The 14,757-nt window shown below is 45.5% G+C and carries 14 protein-coding genes; 6 read left to right on the top strand and 8 right to left on the bottom strand.

Translation table 11 applies throughout. The annotated features are described in order from the left end of the window. Positions 1-116 precede the first annotated feature (116 nt). Positions 117-890, bottom strand: coding sequence for a type I methionyl aminopeptidase (gene map / locus WC647_18085; protein ID MFA6224213.1), 774 nt, complete (start codon positions 888-890; stop codon positions 117-119). A gap of 289 nt (positions 891-1,179) precedes the next feature. Here map and WC647_18080 point away from each other — a divergent pair, with 289 nt between their 5' ends. Continuing rightward, a complete protein-coding gene (locus WC647_18080) occupies positions 1,180-1,638 on the top strand; it encodes a hypothetical protein (protein MFA6224212.1) in 459 nt (152 codons plus the stop codon). A gap of 7 nt (positions 1,639-1,645) precedes the next feature. Here WC647_18080 and WC647_18075 read toward each other — a convergent pair whose 3' ends face one another. The 6 genes from WC647_18075 to WC647_18050 all read right to left on the bottom strand — a co-directional run bounded on the left by WC647_18075 (position 1,646) and on the right by WC647_18050 (position 8,937). Further along, positions 1,646-3,115 carry a DUF4070 domain-containing protein gene (locus WC647_18075; protein MFA6224211.1) on the bottom strand — a complete coding sequence of 490 codons (1,470 nt, stop codon included), beginning with the start codon at positions 3,113-3,115 and terminating at the stop codon, positions 1,646-1,648. Positions 3,116-3,271: 156 nt separating this feature from the next. Beyond that, positions 3,272-4,168, bottom strand: a complete 897-nt coding sequence (hflC, locus tag WC647_18070) for a protease modulator HflC (GenBank protein ID MFA6224210.1) — start codon at positions 4,166-4,168, stop codon at positions 3,272-3,274. A gap of 5 nt (positions 4,169-4,173) precedes the next feature. Further along, positions 4,174-5,235: an FtsH protease activity modulator HflK gene (hflK, locus tag WC647_18065; GenBank protein ID MFA6224209.1), complete on the bottom strand. Its 1,062-nt coding sequence runs from the start codon at positions 5,233-5,235 to the stop codon at positions 4,174-4,176. A gap of 209 nt (positions 5,236-5,444) precedes the next feature. Further along, positions 5,445-6,800, bottom strand: coding sequence for a tetratricopeptide repeat protein (locus WC647_18060; GenBank protein MFA6224208.1), 1,356 nt, complete (start codon positions 6,798-6,800; stop codon positions 5,445-5,447). Positions 6,801-6,965: 165 nt separating this feature from the next. Further along, positions 6,966-7,730, bottom strand: coding sequence for an RsmE family RNA methyltransferase (locus tag WC647_18055; protein MFA6224207.1), 765 nt, complete (start codon positions 7,728-7,730; stop codon positions 6,966-6,968). Positions 7,731-7,770: 40 nt separating this feature from the next. Beyond that, on the bottom strand, positions 7,771-8,937 hold the full coding sequence (locus tag WC647_18050; GenBank protein MFA6224206.1) for a pyridoxal phosphate-dependent aminotransferase: 1,167 nt from the start codon (positions 8,935-8,937) through the stop codon (positions 7,771-7,773). 204 nt (positions 8,938-9,141) lie between these two features. Here WC647_18050 and WC647_18045 point away from each other — a divergent pair, with 204 nt between their 5' ends. The 5 genes from WC647_18045 to WC647_18025 all read left to right on the top strand — a co-directional run bounded on the left by WC647_18045 (position 9,142) and on the right by WC647_18025 (position 13,958). Then, positions 9,142-10,446 (top strand): hypothetical protein, encoded by a 1,305-nt coding sequence (locus tag WC647_18045; protein ID MFA6224205.1) that lies wholly within the window; start codon positions 9,142-9,144, stop codon positions 10,444-10,446. Between the two features lie 90 nt (positions 10,447-10,536). Then, a complete protein-coding gene (locus WC647_18040) occupies positions 10,537-11,007 on the top strand; it encodes an arginine decarboxylase, pyruvoyl-dependent (GenBank protein MFA6224204.1) in 471 nt (156 codons plus the stop codon). Next, on the top strand, positions 10,998-11,855 hold the full coding sequence (speE, locus tag WC647_18035) for a polyamine aminopropyltransferase (GenBank protein MFA6224203.1): 858 nt from the start codon (positions 10,998-11,000) through the stop codon (positions 11,853-11,855). Before WC647_18040 ends, speE begins: the two co-directional genes overlap by 10 nt. 19 nt (positions 11,856-11,874) lie before the next feature. After that, positions 11,875-12,714, top strand: coding sequence for an agmatinase (speB, locus tag WC647_18030; protein ID MFA6224202.1), 840 nt, complete (start codon positions 11,875-11,877; stop codon positions 12,712-12,714). A gap of 95 nt (positions 12,715-12,809) precedes the next feature. Further along, the gene (locus tag WC647_18025) at positions 12,810-13,958 is read left to right on the top strand and encodes a trypsin-like peptidase domain-containing protein (protein MFA6224201.1); all 1,149 of its coding nucleotides are present in this window, start codon (positions 12,810-12,812) and stop codon (positions 13,956-13,958) included. On the opposite strand, the gene gmk is transcribed toward WC647_18025, so the two are convergent. Continuing rightward, the gene (gene gmk, locus WC647_18020) at positions 13,959-14,534 is read right to left on the bottom strand and encodes a guanylate kinase (protein ID MFA6224200.1); all 576 of its coding nucleotides are present in this window, start codon (positions 14,532-14,534) and stop codon (positions 13,959-13,961) included. It lies immediately after the preceding gene. Positions 14,535-14,757 lie beyond the last annotated feature (223 nt).

Below are 14,757 nucleotides of genomic sequence, written 5' to 3'. Positions count from 1 at the left end.
TAGAGACCTGCATACCTACAATACAAATGTATCGCAGTAGATTCGCACAAGGCGTTATAGCCGACAGGGATACTGGATCGCCATTTCAATGTCGTTCGGTTCAACTAACGGTGAGTTCACAGATTCGAAAGTATATATGGTCCATCCTCCGTGATTGCGATTGAGTGTTCGAAGTGCGCCGAAAGCTTCCCATCTGCTGTGACTGCCGTCCATTCGTCATTGAGCAGCTTGATTCTCCATGAGCCCTGATTGACCATCGGTTCGAGAGCCAACGTCATTCCGATCTCGAGACGTGGATTTCCACCGACTCCGGTGTAATTAGGGATTTGAGGGGGTTCATGCATGTTGCGTCCTACCCCATGTCCTACAAAATCACGAACAACGGAGAATCCATTAGCCTCAACGTGTTTCTGTACTGCTGATGATATTTGTTGCAACCGGTTTCCCGGAATTGCCTGTTCGATTCCTCTATACAAGGATTCTTCCGTCACGTTGAGGAGCTTTGCGGCGTCTTCGGAGACGGAGCCCACGGGATAAGTACGTGCGGCGTCTCCAACAAAACCCTTGTACAGTACCCCCACATCAACGCCTACAATGTCTCCCTCCTTCAGAATCCTAGGTCCGGGAATGCCATGAACGACCTGCTCATTTACGGAAGAGCATATACAGGCGGGGTAGGGGCGTCGGTTACTCATTCGATAACCTTTGAACGCCGGTTTGCCGCCGGAATTTCTGATCATGACCGAGGCTATCTTGTCCAATTCACCGGTTGTAATCCCAGGCCTAATGATTTCACCGATTCTGGCCAAAATATTGGCGACGATTCGGTTTGCTTCCCTTAATATTTCAATCTCTTTGCTGGTTTTAAGGATTATTGGATCGTCTCTCAAGATCTGCCTGCCTTACAAGATTAATTTGTGGTTTACAATTTCTATCAAATTGCGTGAGAAATTTCCATATAGTCGATATTCTATAATTTATCGCTTGACAGTTTTTTTTGGGTAAGCTAAGCTAAATTAGCTAGTCATGTAATCGCCCGACGGAAGTCCGTATCCTCCTTCTTTGGAGCCATACCCTTTTTTAGAATCCGTCGGGCTTCTTTTTGATTTGGGTTTTTAAATCTTCGAAAGAAATTCGTATTTATCCATCCGATAGAACGTTTTCATCTAAAATACCAACATGAGAACTTACAAGACGATAATTTTCTTGATTCTTCTTGGAGCGGTTTTTGTTCTCGGCGCCAGTGTGTCATCATGGATCAAAACTGCTTATTGGTCTTCACGAATCGACAACAACTTTTCCGAACAAGCCATCTTTATTGGAGATTGGCAGGGAACATCCGGAACTACAATCAATATCCGGCAGGATGGAAAAGGTGATTTTCACGGGCACTACTATCATGTTCGCGGCGCAACCGTAATAATCAAAGGCAAACAGATTTGTTTCGGATTTCCTGGATTCGAAAGAACATTTACAATAGAAGAACCACCTCGATTGGGAGATGATGGACTATGGCGAATGCGCCTCAACGGTGAACTATTTTTCAAACAGTCTCACGAGTTATTGGTCAACAACCAGAACCCGAACTACTCAGATCGGAGACATTTTGAAGAAGACGGTGTCCCCGATTTGAGTTAACTTTGGTCTATTTGCTTAACAATTTACGAAAGTGGTATCCGAAAAGAGCGCTAGAGACGGCTTCACCAAAGGCCTCTCGATGAAAGACCAGCGCATTTACTAACAGTTTCCAATAATAATATTTCCCTTTGTCCAGTATTCCCAGATACAGGATCGAAGAAAAGAAAGCCCTGATTTCCAATCGGTCGATTCTTTTACGTCGAGTGGGTTTGTATTCCTTGAGGAACTCCAGAACTCGCTTGTAATACTCGGCAGGCGAATATATGTGGTTGAGTACCGCCTGATATCCAGCTCGAATGGTTTCAGCGTCCATTTTCTTGGGAATAAAATTCAACGAGCCATCGCAATTGTCACCCGTGCAATCGGCAAGTAGCCGGCCCTCCTGCTGAAGCCGTTGGTATAATCTTGTGCCCGGTATGGCGTTGAGTAGACCTATCATCGCTTTGGCTACGCCGCTGCTTTGAATAAACCTGATCTGGCTTTCAAAGATGTTTGGCGGATCATTGTCAAATCCTATGATAAAGCCTCCCATAACCTCCATGCCATTCCTCTGAATGGTCTTAACCGCTTCTACCAAATCCTTGGACTGATTCTGGCGTTTTCCACATTCAGCGAGGCACTCCTCTTCCGGTGTTTCAAGTCCTAGAAATACCGAATCAAAACCCGCTGCGGTCATGAGTGACATCAATTCCTGATCATCGGCCAGATTTACCGAAGCTTCCGTAAACAGAGAGAACGGATATTCACGTTCTTTCTGCCAACCCTCCAATTCAGCCAATAATGATTTGACCTTGGCCTTGTTGCCGATGAAATTGTCATCAACTATAAAACATCGGCCTCGCCAACCCATCTGATAGAGAATTTCAAATTCACGAAGCATCTGGTCATTGGACTTGACTCTAGTTTTACGGCCGTTGAGTTGAACTATATCGCAGAATTCGCAGTCAAATGGACAACCCCTCGAATATTGAATAGACATACAGGCGTAATAACTCATATTTATGAGATCCCACTTGGGCAAAGGTGTAAAAGTTATGTCAGGTTTCTCTTCAGAGGTATAAATGCGTTGCAAAGACCCTTTGTGGAGATCTTCAAGAAAGAGCGGTAAAGTAATCTCCGCTTCGTTTAAGACTAACGTGTCAATTTCCGGGAATTCTTTCGGGGTGCTCGAAAATAATGGTCCGCCTGCTACGATGGGCTTGTTGAGATCCTTCGCGCGTCGAACAACCTCCCGAACGGAGTCTTTTTGGACTACCATAGCTCCAATGAATACCATATCGGCCCACTTCAGGTCTTCATCAGTCAGGGGCTCTACATTCATGTCAACGAGCTTTATTCCCCAATCCTGGGGTAACATCGAACCAATGGTAAGAAGTCCCAAAGGGACGTGCGCCGCGCGCTTCCTTATAAACTTTAGTATATGTTTAAAACTCCAAAAAGTGTCGGGGATAGTCGGATACACAAGTAAAACTTTCATTTTTAAATAATCCTTTGCAAATTTGCTCGGTTAAAAAACAATGAAAAGTCGATCCCAGGGGTAGGACAGATTTTCCCATGACTTGAAACGCAGCAGACGTGATGATAGTTAATTGTTACCAATACCTTTGTCAATTTAATTGATAGGCCAGCGGACTTACGGGGCCTTAGGACCGGCAATCTTCCGTTCAGCGCTGTTAAGAGGTTTTCCGTAAGGAGATTCGAGGAATCGCAACATTGGTGAATCCGGATTCAACAGGAATACGGTGTCCTTTGAGAAGATTTTCTTGTATGCTTCAATACTTCTCGTAAATCGGAAGAAATCCTCATCCTTTGTATAAGCCTCAGCGTAAATTTTCGCAGACTCAGCTTCACCTTCTCCTTTTAATGCTTGAGCCTTCTTGTATGCCTCAGCGAGAATGATTTCCCTTTCTTTGTCTGCTGTTGCCCGTATTTCGCGGGCTTGCTCGTCGCCTTCGGCTCTATATCTCTTGGCAATTCTCTCTCTTTCAGCTTTCATTCGAGCAAATACGCTGCTTTGAACCTCCTCTGGCAGGTCAACCCTCCTGATTCTAACATCTATAACCCTGATACCAAATCGTTTTGCCTGTTCTTCGGTTCCTTTCGTCACCTGATTCATGATCTTTTCGCGTTCTTCCCTAATAAATTCCTTAAAGTTGTGATTGGCGATTTCCTGTCTGAGGCGCGCGGAAGTAATGTCATTAAGTCTGGCAATGGCCCCCGTATAATTCCTGACAGTTTGAAAGAAAACCAAAGGCTGATCAATTTGCCATCTGGACACGGTGTCCACAGTAAGACGCTTTTTGTCCAGAGTAATATATTCGGCCGGTCTGGCTTCTGCGGCTAAAATCTTCTTCTCCAGCACTATAAGTTCTTGTATAACCGGAATCTTGAAATACAACCCCGGATCACGAATTATTCTCACAGGTTTGCCGAATTCCAGGACTAGTCCCTGTTCCCATTCCTGAATCACAAATAGCGATTGAAGGGCTATCAGAGCTACAACGAATAGCGCCAAAACATATTTAAGCATGATTCTCACTGTCCCTTCTTGGATTGATCATTTGTGGAATTCTGTTTGTCGATGGGTGGGGCTGTAAGAAGTCCATAGGCGTCAGAGAGGTTGAGAAGCGGCATGACCTTGGAGTCCGAACTTTGGGTTACCAGCTTTCTAGCTGACGAAAAAACTTTTTCGACGGCTTCGAGGTATAATCTTTCCCTTGTTACTCCGGGAGCTTTCGAATAGGCTGATTCAACCAGAGAGAAACGTTGGGCGTCACCCTGGGCCCTAATTACCCGCTCAGCTTTAAACGCCTCAGCCTGTCTTATCTCCTGTTGAGCATGACCTCTTGCCTTGGGGATCACATCTTCCGAGTAGCCGTCGGCTTCCTTTATAAGTCGTTCCCGATCTTCCCAAGCCCTCACAACGTCATGAAACGCTTCCTGAACTTGAGATGGCGGGTCCACTACCAACAGTCGAGCCTGGGTAATAAGTAAACCGGTATTGTAATTGTCCAAAAGTTTTTGCAGGTATAACTGCACCTTCTGCTGGATCTCCATTCTACCCTTTGTCATTGTATAATCGATGGTGTTTTCGCCTACTATTCCTCTAAGGGCTACTTCGGCGGAAGCTCGAAGGGTGTTTTCGGGCGCATCAGCTCCAAAAAGAAATTTGACGGGATCTTGCACCATGTATTGGACGAATAGTTGAACATCTACTATGTTTTCGTCCCCAGTCAGCATTAGCGATTCGGCCGGAACCGAACGGGTTCTAGATCCATCGCTACGAAAGCCTATTTCCGCTCGTCTGACTTTGGTAACATCTACTACGATTTGATTCATAAAAGGTTTAGGGAGTCTATAACGAAGGCCCGGGTCTGATATGGAATATTCTTTTCCAAAAAGAAGAACGACGGCCTTTTCTCCGGGTCCCACAACATAAAAGCCCGAACAGATGTACATGATCAGCAGGATTCCACACATTGCCCAGAATCCCCAGCCCTTCATGAATTGATTCAGCTTGCGCCTGTAATCGTCAAAGTTACGCTGAAACTCTCCGAATGGACTATTCTGGTCCTGCCTGTTCTGATATCCGTCCATGAAGCCTCCTGAGACTCTGTGAAGAAAGCTATGAATCCGCTAGTCAAAACAAATTGCGGGATTTGATCTGAAAATGTCTAAGCCATGATTATGAGATGATTCGAAAACAGAATCCAGCAAGGAAGGTATCCGACATCCTGAAAACAGGACAATTTCGAATAAGTTCACGATAGACCACATAACCGTATAATTATAGCAGAAAACAGGTTTTATCGGTCCTGCCTTCTATTGGACATTCTGACAAGTTTTCGAAACAAAGGTGTTTTTTTAAGCCTTTGAAGGGCCCCATCCGAAAGAGCCTTTTCAATTACGGCCGCTCCCCCAGCCTGAACAGCCAGATCCAAAACCGCCAATGCCTGTTTGTACCTTCCAGTGCTGGCATATATAAGGGCCGCGTTGTAATGGAGCCACTCGGGTTCAAACGGTTCCTTGTCAACCAGTGCCTGTTCATAATACTTTAGGGCGTCATCATAGTAGCCCATTTGTAAATTCAGGTAAACAAGGCGACTAACCGTATAGGGAGCTAAATCGGTGGAACTCTCGATAATTTTACGAAGTTCTAAGGTTCTTTTCCTATTCCCCAGAATGAGGTGAGCCACTGCGTAATCAGCCAGGGCAAACTGATCGGACGGTTCCGTTCTCAAACCCAGGTTGTAATATTTTACGGCGCTTCGTGGTTGACGCTTTTTATACAGGAAATAATGACCCAAATGGAAATAAACCTGAGCGTCATCAGTATCCTTGTTGAGGGTCTTTTTAAAAAGAACCAGGGCGTCTTTTTCTCTGTCCATTTCAAGATACAGATGGCCTAATTCAGTCAGGAACTGGGAATCTTCAGGGTCAATATCAGCGGCCTTGGCCAGATAATGAAGCGCTTTGTCGGAATCGGATTCATCCAAATAGATTAAGCCTAAATTGAAATAGGGATCTCCATTTTCATCATCCAAATTAATAGACGAAACAAAATCCTGTTTGGCCTGATCAACCAGGCCAAGTTTCCAGCGGATGAGGCCACGATTATTGAATAAATAAGCTCGTCCCACGTTACTCAGATGAATAGCCTGATTAATCAGTTCGTGGGCTTCATCGAGACGATCCTCGTCATATTTTGTAAGAGCGGCGTCATTGAGGCTTCGGACCAGCTTTTCGCGTTCCCACTCTTTGCGAGCGCTAAAGACCAGATTTCCTGACCGAAGGCGTTCCAGCTTATCCAATTCGGTGACCAGGACGAAATTATTGACCTCCAAGCCTTCTTCGAGCCAATTGACCTCAACACAAAACGCCGGGACTTTATCCGTGTCTCCAAAGAAACTGAAGTACAGTAACATTTTATGGTCAATGTCTTCTGAAGGGCTTACAAGATCCCAAATCTCGTCGGGGTGTTCAAGTGTGAAAGCTATCCAGGGACCGAATCCAACCTTTCCAAATTTGTTTAGAGCGCTGGAAACACCTGGGATCGCATTGGAAATTGTCACAGTGTCAGGAAAAGAAGGCAGTGATGTATGGATGAGCTTTGGCGAAAATTGCCATAAATCAATTACACTATCAACGTCCCTAGTCGCCATCCACTACCTCGACAGAAAATTCGTGGGCCTTAGAATTCACTCGATCGAATCATTAACAGACCCGTTAATAATTCTATAATATTCTCTTTTTGTAAAAATAGCATGCAGATTGACAGCGGTCAACGAATTGAGAAAAACCGAATGTGTCATTTTGGAGGCTTCTTCTCATTCCCCAGCGATTGGTCCTGAGGGATTTGTTCTAAAAAATGCCCAACTCATGACCGAACCTGCTCCGAGTATCGCTGCTGTCTCAGTTCTGAGGATGAAAGGACCCAAGGACGCAAACGAACTGCCAACTCCAGTGAGCAGGGATTCTTCCTCGTCAGTGATCCCTCCCTCCGGCCCTACCAGTATAATGGCGCTCTTAGGGGCAAAAGTATCCAGGACCATGCCGAGAGGCGCCGCTTCAAGCTTGTTGACCAGACAGATCAAACACGAATCCGGCTTAACTTTTCCCAGAAACTGCGTAAGCCCCGTCGGTTCATTAATTTCAGGCATTTTCGTTCGTCCTGATTGAGCGCAAGCCGAAGAAGCGATTTTGAGCCATCGGGTCCTCGTCGACTGTGGGCGTCGGCTAGAACGTTCTAATAATAGAGGGAAAAACGATTCAACTCCTAGTTCCGTGCAATGTCTTAAAATCTCCTCTGTCGGCCCTGGCCTAACGCACCCAAACGCCAACTCGACTCTTACTGGAAGACTTGGCCCTTCTCCGCAAGAGTCCACGATAGCGCCAATCAGTTTCCCTTCAGCGCTTCGCTCCAGGATTACGTTGTAACTGCGAAAACCATCCAGAACCGTTACGGTATTCCCAGTCTTGAGGCGGAGAACATTTTGCAGGTAATGAATGTTGTCTGGTGAAAACCTGATCGTGTCCGGAAAAAGTTCATGACGAGTTATGAAGATTTTTCGTTCACGTGATCTGGAACTCATTAAATGCCCTTTGAGCTATCAGTTCGCAAAATGTTTGAGATCAAAATCTGAACCGCCTTTGAAAATAATCATGAATTCGATTGAGCCCCTCAAGTATGTTTTCCATGGAATTAGTATACGAAAACCGTAAAAATCCTTCGGCATTGGCTCCGAAATCTATTCCCGGCGCAACCCCCACATGAGCTTCACGAAGTATATCAAAGGCAAACTCGTAAGAATTAGAACAGAACTTGCGAGCATCACACAAGATGTAGAATGCGCCCACCGGATCGTGCTTTATTTCAAACCCGATCTCGCGTAATCCTTTGAGCATGGCAATTCGGCGTTCATTGAAGGTTCGTTTCATTTCCAACGTTTGATCGGAAGAGCTGGTGAGCGCTTCTACTCCCGCGTACTGAACAAAATCAGCCGCGCTAATAAAAAAATTCTGGCTCATTTTCTGTATTGGGCGAACACATTGTGGGGGACTGACGGCGTATCCGAGACGCCAACCCGTCATGGCGAAAAGTTTGGAAAAGCCGTTCACCACGAACGCATTGTCGGTAAATTCCAGTATGGAATGCTCTTGACCTTCATAAACAAGCCCATGGTAAATTTCGTCGGATATGATCGGAACGCCCACGTTGGCCAGTTCTTTCATGTTATCCGGTTTTATCAGGGTTCCGGTAGGGTTTGAAGGCGAGTTGATCAAGATTGCCTTGGTTCGTTTTGTCACTGCGCTTTTCACCGAGTCAGGGTCTAGTTCAAATCCGTCTTCAGCGTGTATGTGGACAAATATGGGGACCGCCCCAAGAAAATTTACGAAATTGGGATAGCACGCGTAATGAGGGTCTGAAAGAATGATTTCATCACCAGGGTCCAGAATGGAAGCGAGTGTCAAAAATATCGCCGGAGAAGACCCTGAAGTTACAATAACGTTATCCGGGTCGACATCCACATCGTAAAGCCGCTTATGATAACTGGATACCGCCCATCGGAGTTCTGGGATTCCAACACTGGAAGTGTAATGAGTTCTTCCTTTTTTCAGCGCCTCGATGCCAGCCTTCAAAATATTGGACGGAGTATCGAAATCCGGTTCCCCAACCTCCAAGTGAATAACATCCTCTCCGTGCTTGGACATTTCCATCGCTTTTTCCAGAACATCCATCACCAGAAAAGGGTTTATATCTGCAGATTTTTTGGAAACAAACTCAAATGGCGGTTTCATCGGGAAAAACCTCTTAGGAGTAGTCGGCGCATGTAGTGCATCGTACGCAAAAACCTTATTATAAAAGAATATGCGTCGCAGGTTCAAACTTATTCATTGATTTTCTTTATGTCGCCTGATAAAATCGCCAACCACTAGAAAAGCTTCTATTTTTGTCGAATTAGCGACGCGCCAAACGAAATAAAAGCTTGAGGAAAATATGATATGTGCTTTAAAATAATAAGATATTTGGCAATTATAATATCGTTTGGCGCGTGCTTCGCGTTTATTCCAGAGCTGAGCTTCGCCACGACATACGGAATCAAGGATTCAAAGGGAGGATTTACCCCAAAAGTCTCAGTGGAAATGGGGAAAAAAGAAGTTCTTATAATGAAGGTTGATCCTCACGAAAAGTTCAAATCATTTGCGCTCATACTCAATAGAAAAAGTCCGGCCCTCATAAGAAATATCAATCTGGTAAACATCGAATGGATAGCCTCGGATAATCGTCCGACAAAGCCTGTCCCGTTTGCTGGTCCAACATATGATCCCAATAAACTGAAATTTGAAGAAGCGGTAACCAGATCCATAGGACTCAAGCTGGTCGATAAAAGCGCTCGAAACCTTTTCTCTGGCAAAAACTTTTCCGACCTCTTTTCGATGTATGTTGATCAGCAGCTACTGGTTCCTCAGGAGGGTCCATCAGAGTCGGATAACGCTGTGAAAATGGGATCAGGACGGGACATCTCCATCAATATAGACAAGACCTCCATAACCTTCAACGATAATAACATCAAGAAAGGTGAGATAATTAACATCGACAACAGGTCCGGTCTAGATCAGACTCTAGGTGTAGAGATTCCTGAGAAAGATCTTCTTTATTCTCAAATTGTCAGAAAACCTGAACAGACCAAGGTCCCCAGGGAAATATGGGATAAATTCAAAGTCACCGCGGATTCCGGGGTCTTTGTTGTGCTGATACCTGATCCTGACCTCGCGCGACTTTCGAACCTAAACGGAAAACAGATACAGGTAAAAATTTATCAGGGTGACAAGGTTCGTGAAACTATAAAAATCCCAATAAAGACTTCGGTTGGTGAAACTGGAACAAGCCCAGTGTCATCCAAATCATCCGCGGTTCAGGAGCAGGATCTTAAGGCCGCGGCCAAAACTCCCGGATCAACCTCCTCAGCACTGGAGCCGCAAAAAATTGAAGCTGCGGGGACATCATCCCAGAAGACCACTCAATCAAGGGAACAGGAAAGCAAAACCGGATGGAGTATAGTTGGAATTTGGATATTTCAGATTTTCAATTTGGTTGCGTTAATAGGGGTGATTCTATATGGGGCGTTCTTTCTTATGCCGAAAGTTCAGGTAATTGAGGCGAGGTTGTCCAAAAATGAAATGTTCCTGCACGGGGCAAGAGAAGCCATAAGAGAGGAACTAGACAAGACAAAAGAGGAAATATTGCGAGAATGCGGCGTCCCAGGCGCTTCTAGCGAACTTGAAAAAGATAAAGACCTTCCATAATCTCCGTTAACCCATGCTTTTTTTGATGTTGCGTTATCACCGCTAATATTTTATGTTGTGCGATTATTTTTGGATTTGGGAGAAAATATAATGTTTGGCGCTATGCCGACGTCGTTTTTCCTTACTGCAGGAAGCGGTGAAGCCTCCAGGGAGTTGAACGCCTTTGACGCTGCGCTGTTGGACGCTGGAGTAGGAGATACCAATTTAATAAAAATGAGCAGTATCTTGCCCCCAGGAGTAAAAGAGATCCAAAGGATACCTTTGCAAAAGGGATCTTTTGTCCCCTTGGCCTACGGTGACAGATCCTCGGACTTTCAGGACATCGTAATTTCAGCCGCGGTAGCGGTAGGGATCCCCGAAGATCCGCTTGAGGCTGGACTGATAATGGAATTTTCCCATGATGGTGACTCGGAAAGTTGCGAAGCTATTGCGAGAAAAATGGTAAAAGAAGGTATGGAAGTCATTCGTAAGAGAAAAATTCGAGAAATAAAGAGCATTTCCACTTCGCTCAAAGTGACTAGAGTAGGCGCGGTATTTGCGGCGGTGGTGTTATGTCCCTGAACGAAAAAGAATGGTTTACTGAGGCTTATGAGAATAATACCGCTTTTTCTGTCCGTTTTTCGAAAAAGCTGTTTGAAACGAAAAGCGAATTTCAGAAAATAGAGGTTTATCAAACGCCGGTCATGGGGCGAGTCCTTTCTCTCGATGGTTGCTTCATGGTCACCGACAAGGACGCTTTTGTCTATCACGAAATGCTTACCCATCCGTCCATGTCAATGATCTCTCATCCGGAGACAGCATTGGTTATAGGCGGTGGAGACGGCGGCGCAATCACGGAGTTGGTAAAATATCCAACTCTGAAATCAATAACGTTGTGCGAGATAGACGCCGAAGTTGTTTCCACATGCAAGAAATTCTTCCCTGAGATTTCGAGCGGTCTGTCTGATTCCAGAGTCAAGGTAGTCTGTCTGGACGGAGCGGCGTATGTGAAGACGTTCCAGGAAGAATTTGATGTCATTCTTGTTGATTCGACCGACCCGGTAGGCCCTGGCAAGGCTTTGTATGAACTCGACTTTTATCGGTCCGTCAAGAAAGCTCTAAAAGAAGGTGGGGTAGCGGCGTTTCAAACAGAAAGCCCTCTGTTCATGTCGACAATCTTTGCTGACACTGTGAAGAACCTGGGATCAGTTTTTGGGATCGATTCCGCCATCCCGTACCTCTGCGTCATTCCAAGTTATCCGGGCGCTCTATGGTCGTTCACAATGTGCTCCGCCGAGCCTATGGATTTGTCCAGGCCATGCGCCGGACTATCTGACGAGGAATTGAAAGCTCTAAATTTTTACAGCAGGCGAATTCACGAGGCAGCCTTTGTTTTACCCAACTTTGTGCGAGAGCTGATAGGTCGCTGAAAAACGAGATGTTCATAACATGGCGGAGTTAACTTTTCTCAATTGCCATTCCCGGGAAGTAATTAGAGGCAGACCTGCGATACTTGGAGTGCCTCTGGACATCACTTCAACATATCGAAGTGGTTCTGATCAGGCTCCTGAAATGATCCGATTGTCTTCGGATTCCATTGAGTCTTACTGTCCATATCTGGATCGAGATCTGTCGGATTATCCTTTCTGTGATTTGGGTGACCTTGAGTTGAAAGGCTTGTCCATGTCGGAAAAGTTGACAGAGATCCGAACCAGAGTATCTGAAATCCTTCAACTTGGGGGTATTCCTCTCTGCATAGGAGGGGAACATACAGTTACGCTGCCCATAATTGAAGCGCTGAAAAAACGTCACGACGAATTTCTCGTTTTACATCTTGACGCTCACTCTGATCTCAGGGATTCTTATGAGGGCGCCCGGATTAACCACTCGACCGTCGTGAGACGTGTAGTGGAAATTGTCGGCCACGAAAACCTTATACAGCTAGGAATAAGGTCAGGGACTCGCGAAGAGTTCGCGTGGATCAGAAATCACGGGGCTCTGCGAAGCTTCCGTCCTGGTCACGAGAAGACGCTCCTTGCCGGAATCGGAGGGAGGCCTGTATATCTGACTCTTGACCTGGATATTCTGGATCCATCCTGCTTTCCAGGTGTTGGAAACCCCGAAGCTGGGGGATGGCATTACAGCCTCATGGAGCGTTTTCTGGCATTTCTTGTCAATATTGATCTAATCGGTGTGGACGTTGTTGAATTGATGCCCGAAATTGACAAATCGGAATTGAGTTCCATCACCGCGGCTAAAATAATCAGATCATTATTACTCGTTAGTTAGTTAATTTTCTGGAAAAATTGTGATAAGAGTCGGCCTGTAGGGTTCAGCGATAGATTTTTTCCTGATTATGCACGAGGAGCGCTGTCTTTCAGTTGATGACTGTTCCACCAGAGACATCATTTAAGCGGCTGACTTTGGGCGGGAGTATTCTGGCTCGGTTATTCGACATGGTAGCTATTTCCTCCACCATTCTTGTTTTCTGCCTTGTCTCCGCATCTTGCTGCTCGGCCCAGAATTCTACAGGACAAACAAGCGTCCAGAATGGATGTCCTGACCTGGTAGATCTTATAAAGAAGCTTGGGCCTTCTGTTGTATCTATCACGGTTGAACGAAGCGAAAACCCTAAACGCCTGTTTGATGGACTTGAGCCGATCAAGAATAGAAATTCTGATTTCAAGGGGGTCGATGGTACCAGCGATGCGGCTATCAGTGATAGCCTGGGTAGTGGTTTTTTTTGTGATAATAAAGGCCATATTGTGACCAACGCGCACGTAGTAGCTTCCGCGGAAAAGATATCAGTTACAATGTCCACTGGTAAAGTCCTCCCAGCGAGGGTTGTAGCGACACATCCCAGGGTGGATCTGGCTTTAATCAAAGTTGACGCCGGGGTTCAGGTTGAAAAGGCCAGGATCGGCGATTCTTCGCGAATTGAAGTTGGTGAATGGGTTCTAGCTGTTGGCAATCCCTTTGGTCTGGGCAGGACAGTGACGGTAGGCATTGTCAGCGGTAAGGGCAGATTTCTGGGGCTGGGACCCGATGACAACTTTATACAGACCGACGCCTCGATCAATCCGGGAAATTCAGGCGGTCCATTGTTCAATATGGTAGGGGAGGTCATAGGGGTAAATACAGCCATAATAGCATCGGGTAAAGGCATCGGGTTCTCCATACCATCAAATTACATAATCGAACTGCTTGAACAAAAAAAGAGCCATTCTAAGGACGCGAGGGGATGGCTAGGGTTGTATGTTGAAGACCTCGATGAAAGAAGAGCTGAAGCGTTAGGACTTACTTCTCCATACGGTGTTGTTGTAGATGATGCTCTAGGGGCTACTCCGGCGTTTCTGGCGGGTATTCGCAAAGGAGATTTTCTTTTGAGCGCTGATGGAAAGATTATCCATGATGCAAAACACCTATCGTTGATCATCTCCAACACCAAGCCAGGCGACACTGTCCGAATGGTTGTTGTGAGGGAAAACGTATCCCGGAAAATCGATGTTGTGATGGGTACGCCACCGGAATGACTATCTCTCGTTAGAATTCCCGGATTCTTTAAGAATTATGGAGACTAATTCAAGAGTGGCTCGTTCCAAATCATCATTTACAATCTTGTAAGGAAACAATCCTGCGGATTTTAGCTCTTCCTGAGCATTTTTTAACCTAGTTTTAATGGAGTCTTCCGAATCAGATCCGCGCCGCCTGAGACGCTTTTCAAGAACGTCCAGACCAGGTGGCATTATAAACACACCCACCGATTCCTTGATTCTTTCAAACACATCCGCAGCGCCTTGCACATCTATGTCCATAACGCACCTCCGACCTTTTGCGAGCGCGTCCAGTATAGGCTGGGACGGCGTTCCATACCTAGAGCCATGAACTTCCTTCCATTCTAGAAAACCACCGTTTCTTATCATTTCCTCAAAGTCACGTGGGTCTAGAAAAAAATAATCTACGGAATCAACTTCGCCAGGTCTTGGGGCTCGTGTAGTGCATGAAACTGAATAAAACAGATCAGGCACAATGGATCGGACCCGATTTATCAGGGTCGACTTTCCCGACCCTGATGGAGCTGAAAGAACGAAAAGCACTGGTTTGATCAAGACAACTTCCTCCTCCTCCAGTAAAAAACGTTGTCCCCTAAATGGAAAATGTTGGGTGAGTGTATAATTCATTTCATGGTCTTTTTCCTAGAGGTATTCCATGATCCTTCGCGAAAAAAAGTAAAAAACCTCGTTGTTCTTGATAAATCAAGATGATAGTATTCTTTTATCACAGAGAAACCATCACCAACGAGGTTAATTAATTATGTCACAAGGTCTTTTA

It is taken from the genome of Desulfomonilaceae bacterium, assembly GCA_041662605.1.
Taxonomy (GTDB): Bacteria; Desulfobacterota; Desulfomonilia; order Desulfomonilales; family Desulfomonilaceae; genus CAJBEZ01.
This window is presented reverse-complemented; position numbering and strand designations above follow the sequence as displayed.

Excerpts from the sequence above, each read along its gene's own strand:
- WC647_18080 (MFA6224212.1), top strand. The coding sequence starts at position 1,180 with ATGAGAACTTACAAGACGATAATTTTCTTGATTCTTCTTGGAGCGGTT.
- WC647_18075 (MFA6224211.1), bottom strand. The coding sequence starts at position 3,115 with ATGAAAGTTTTACTTGTGTATCCGACTATCCCCGACACTTTTTGGAGT.
- hflC (MFA6224210.1), bottom strand. The coding sequence starts at position 4,168 with ATGCTTAAATATGTTTTGGCGCTATTCGTTGTAGCTCTGATAGCCCTT.
- hflK (MFA6224209.1), bottom strand. The coding sequence starts at position 5,235 with ATGGACGGATATCAGAACAGGCAGGACCAGAATAGTCCATTCGGAGAG.
- WC647_18060 (MFA6224208.1), bottom strand. The coding sequence starts at position 6,800 with ATGGCGACTAGGGACGTTGATAGTGTAATTGATTTATGGCAATTTTCG.
- WC647_18055 (MFA6224207.1), bottom strand. The coding sequence starts at position 7,730 with ATGAGTTCCAGATCACGTGAACGAAAAATCTTCATAACTCGTCATGAA.
- WC647_18050 (MFA6224206.1), bottom strand. The coding sequence starts at position 8,937 with ATGAAACCGCCATTTGAGTTTGTTTCCAAAAAATCTGCAGATATAAAC.
- WC647_18045 (MFA6224205.1), top strand. The coding sequence starts at position 9,142 with ATGTGCTTTAAAATAATAAGATATTTGGCAATTATAATATCGTTTGGC.
- WC647_18040 (MFA6224204.1), top strand. The coding sequence starts at position 10,537 with ATGTTTGGCGCTATGCCGACGTCGTTTTTCCTTACTGCAGGAAGCGGT.
- speE (MFA6224203.1), top strand. The coding sequence starts at position 10,998 with ATGTCCCTGAACGAAAAAGAATGGTTTACTGAGGCTTATGAGAATAAT.
- speB (MFA6224202.1), top strand. The coding sequence starts at position 11,875 with ATGGCGGAGTTAACTTTTCTCAATTGCCATTCCCGGGAAGTAATTAGA.
- WC647_18025 (MFA6224201.1), top strand. The coding sequence starts at position 12,810 with ATGACTGTTCCACCAGAGACATCATTTAAGCGGCTGACTTTGGGCGGG.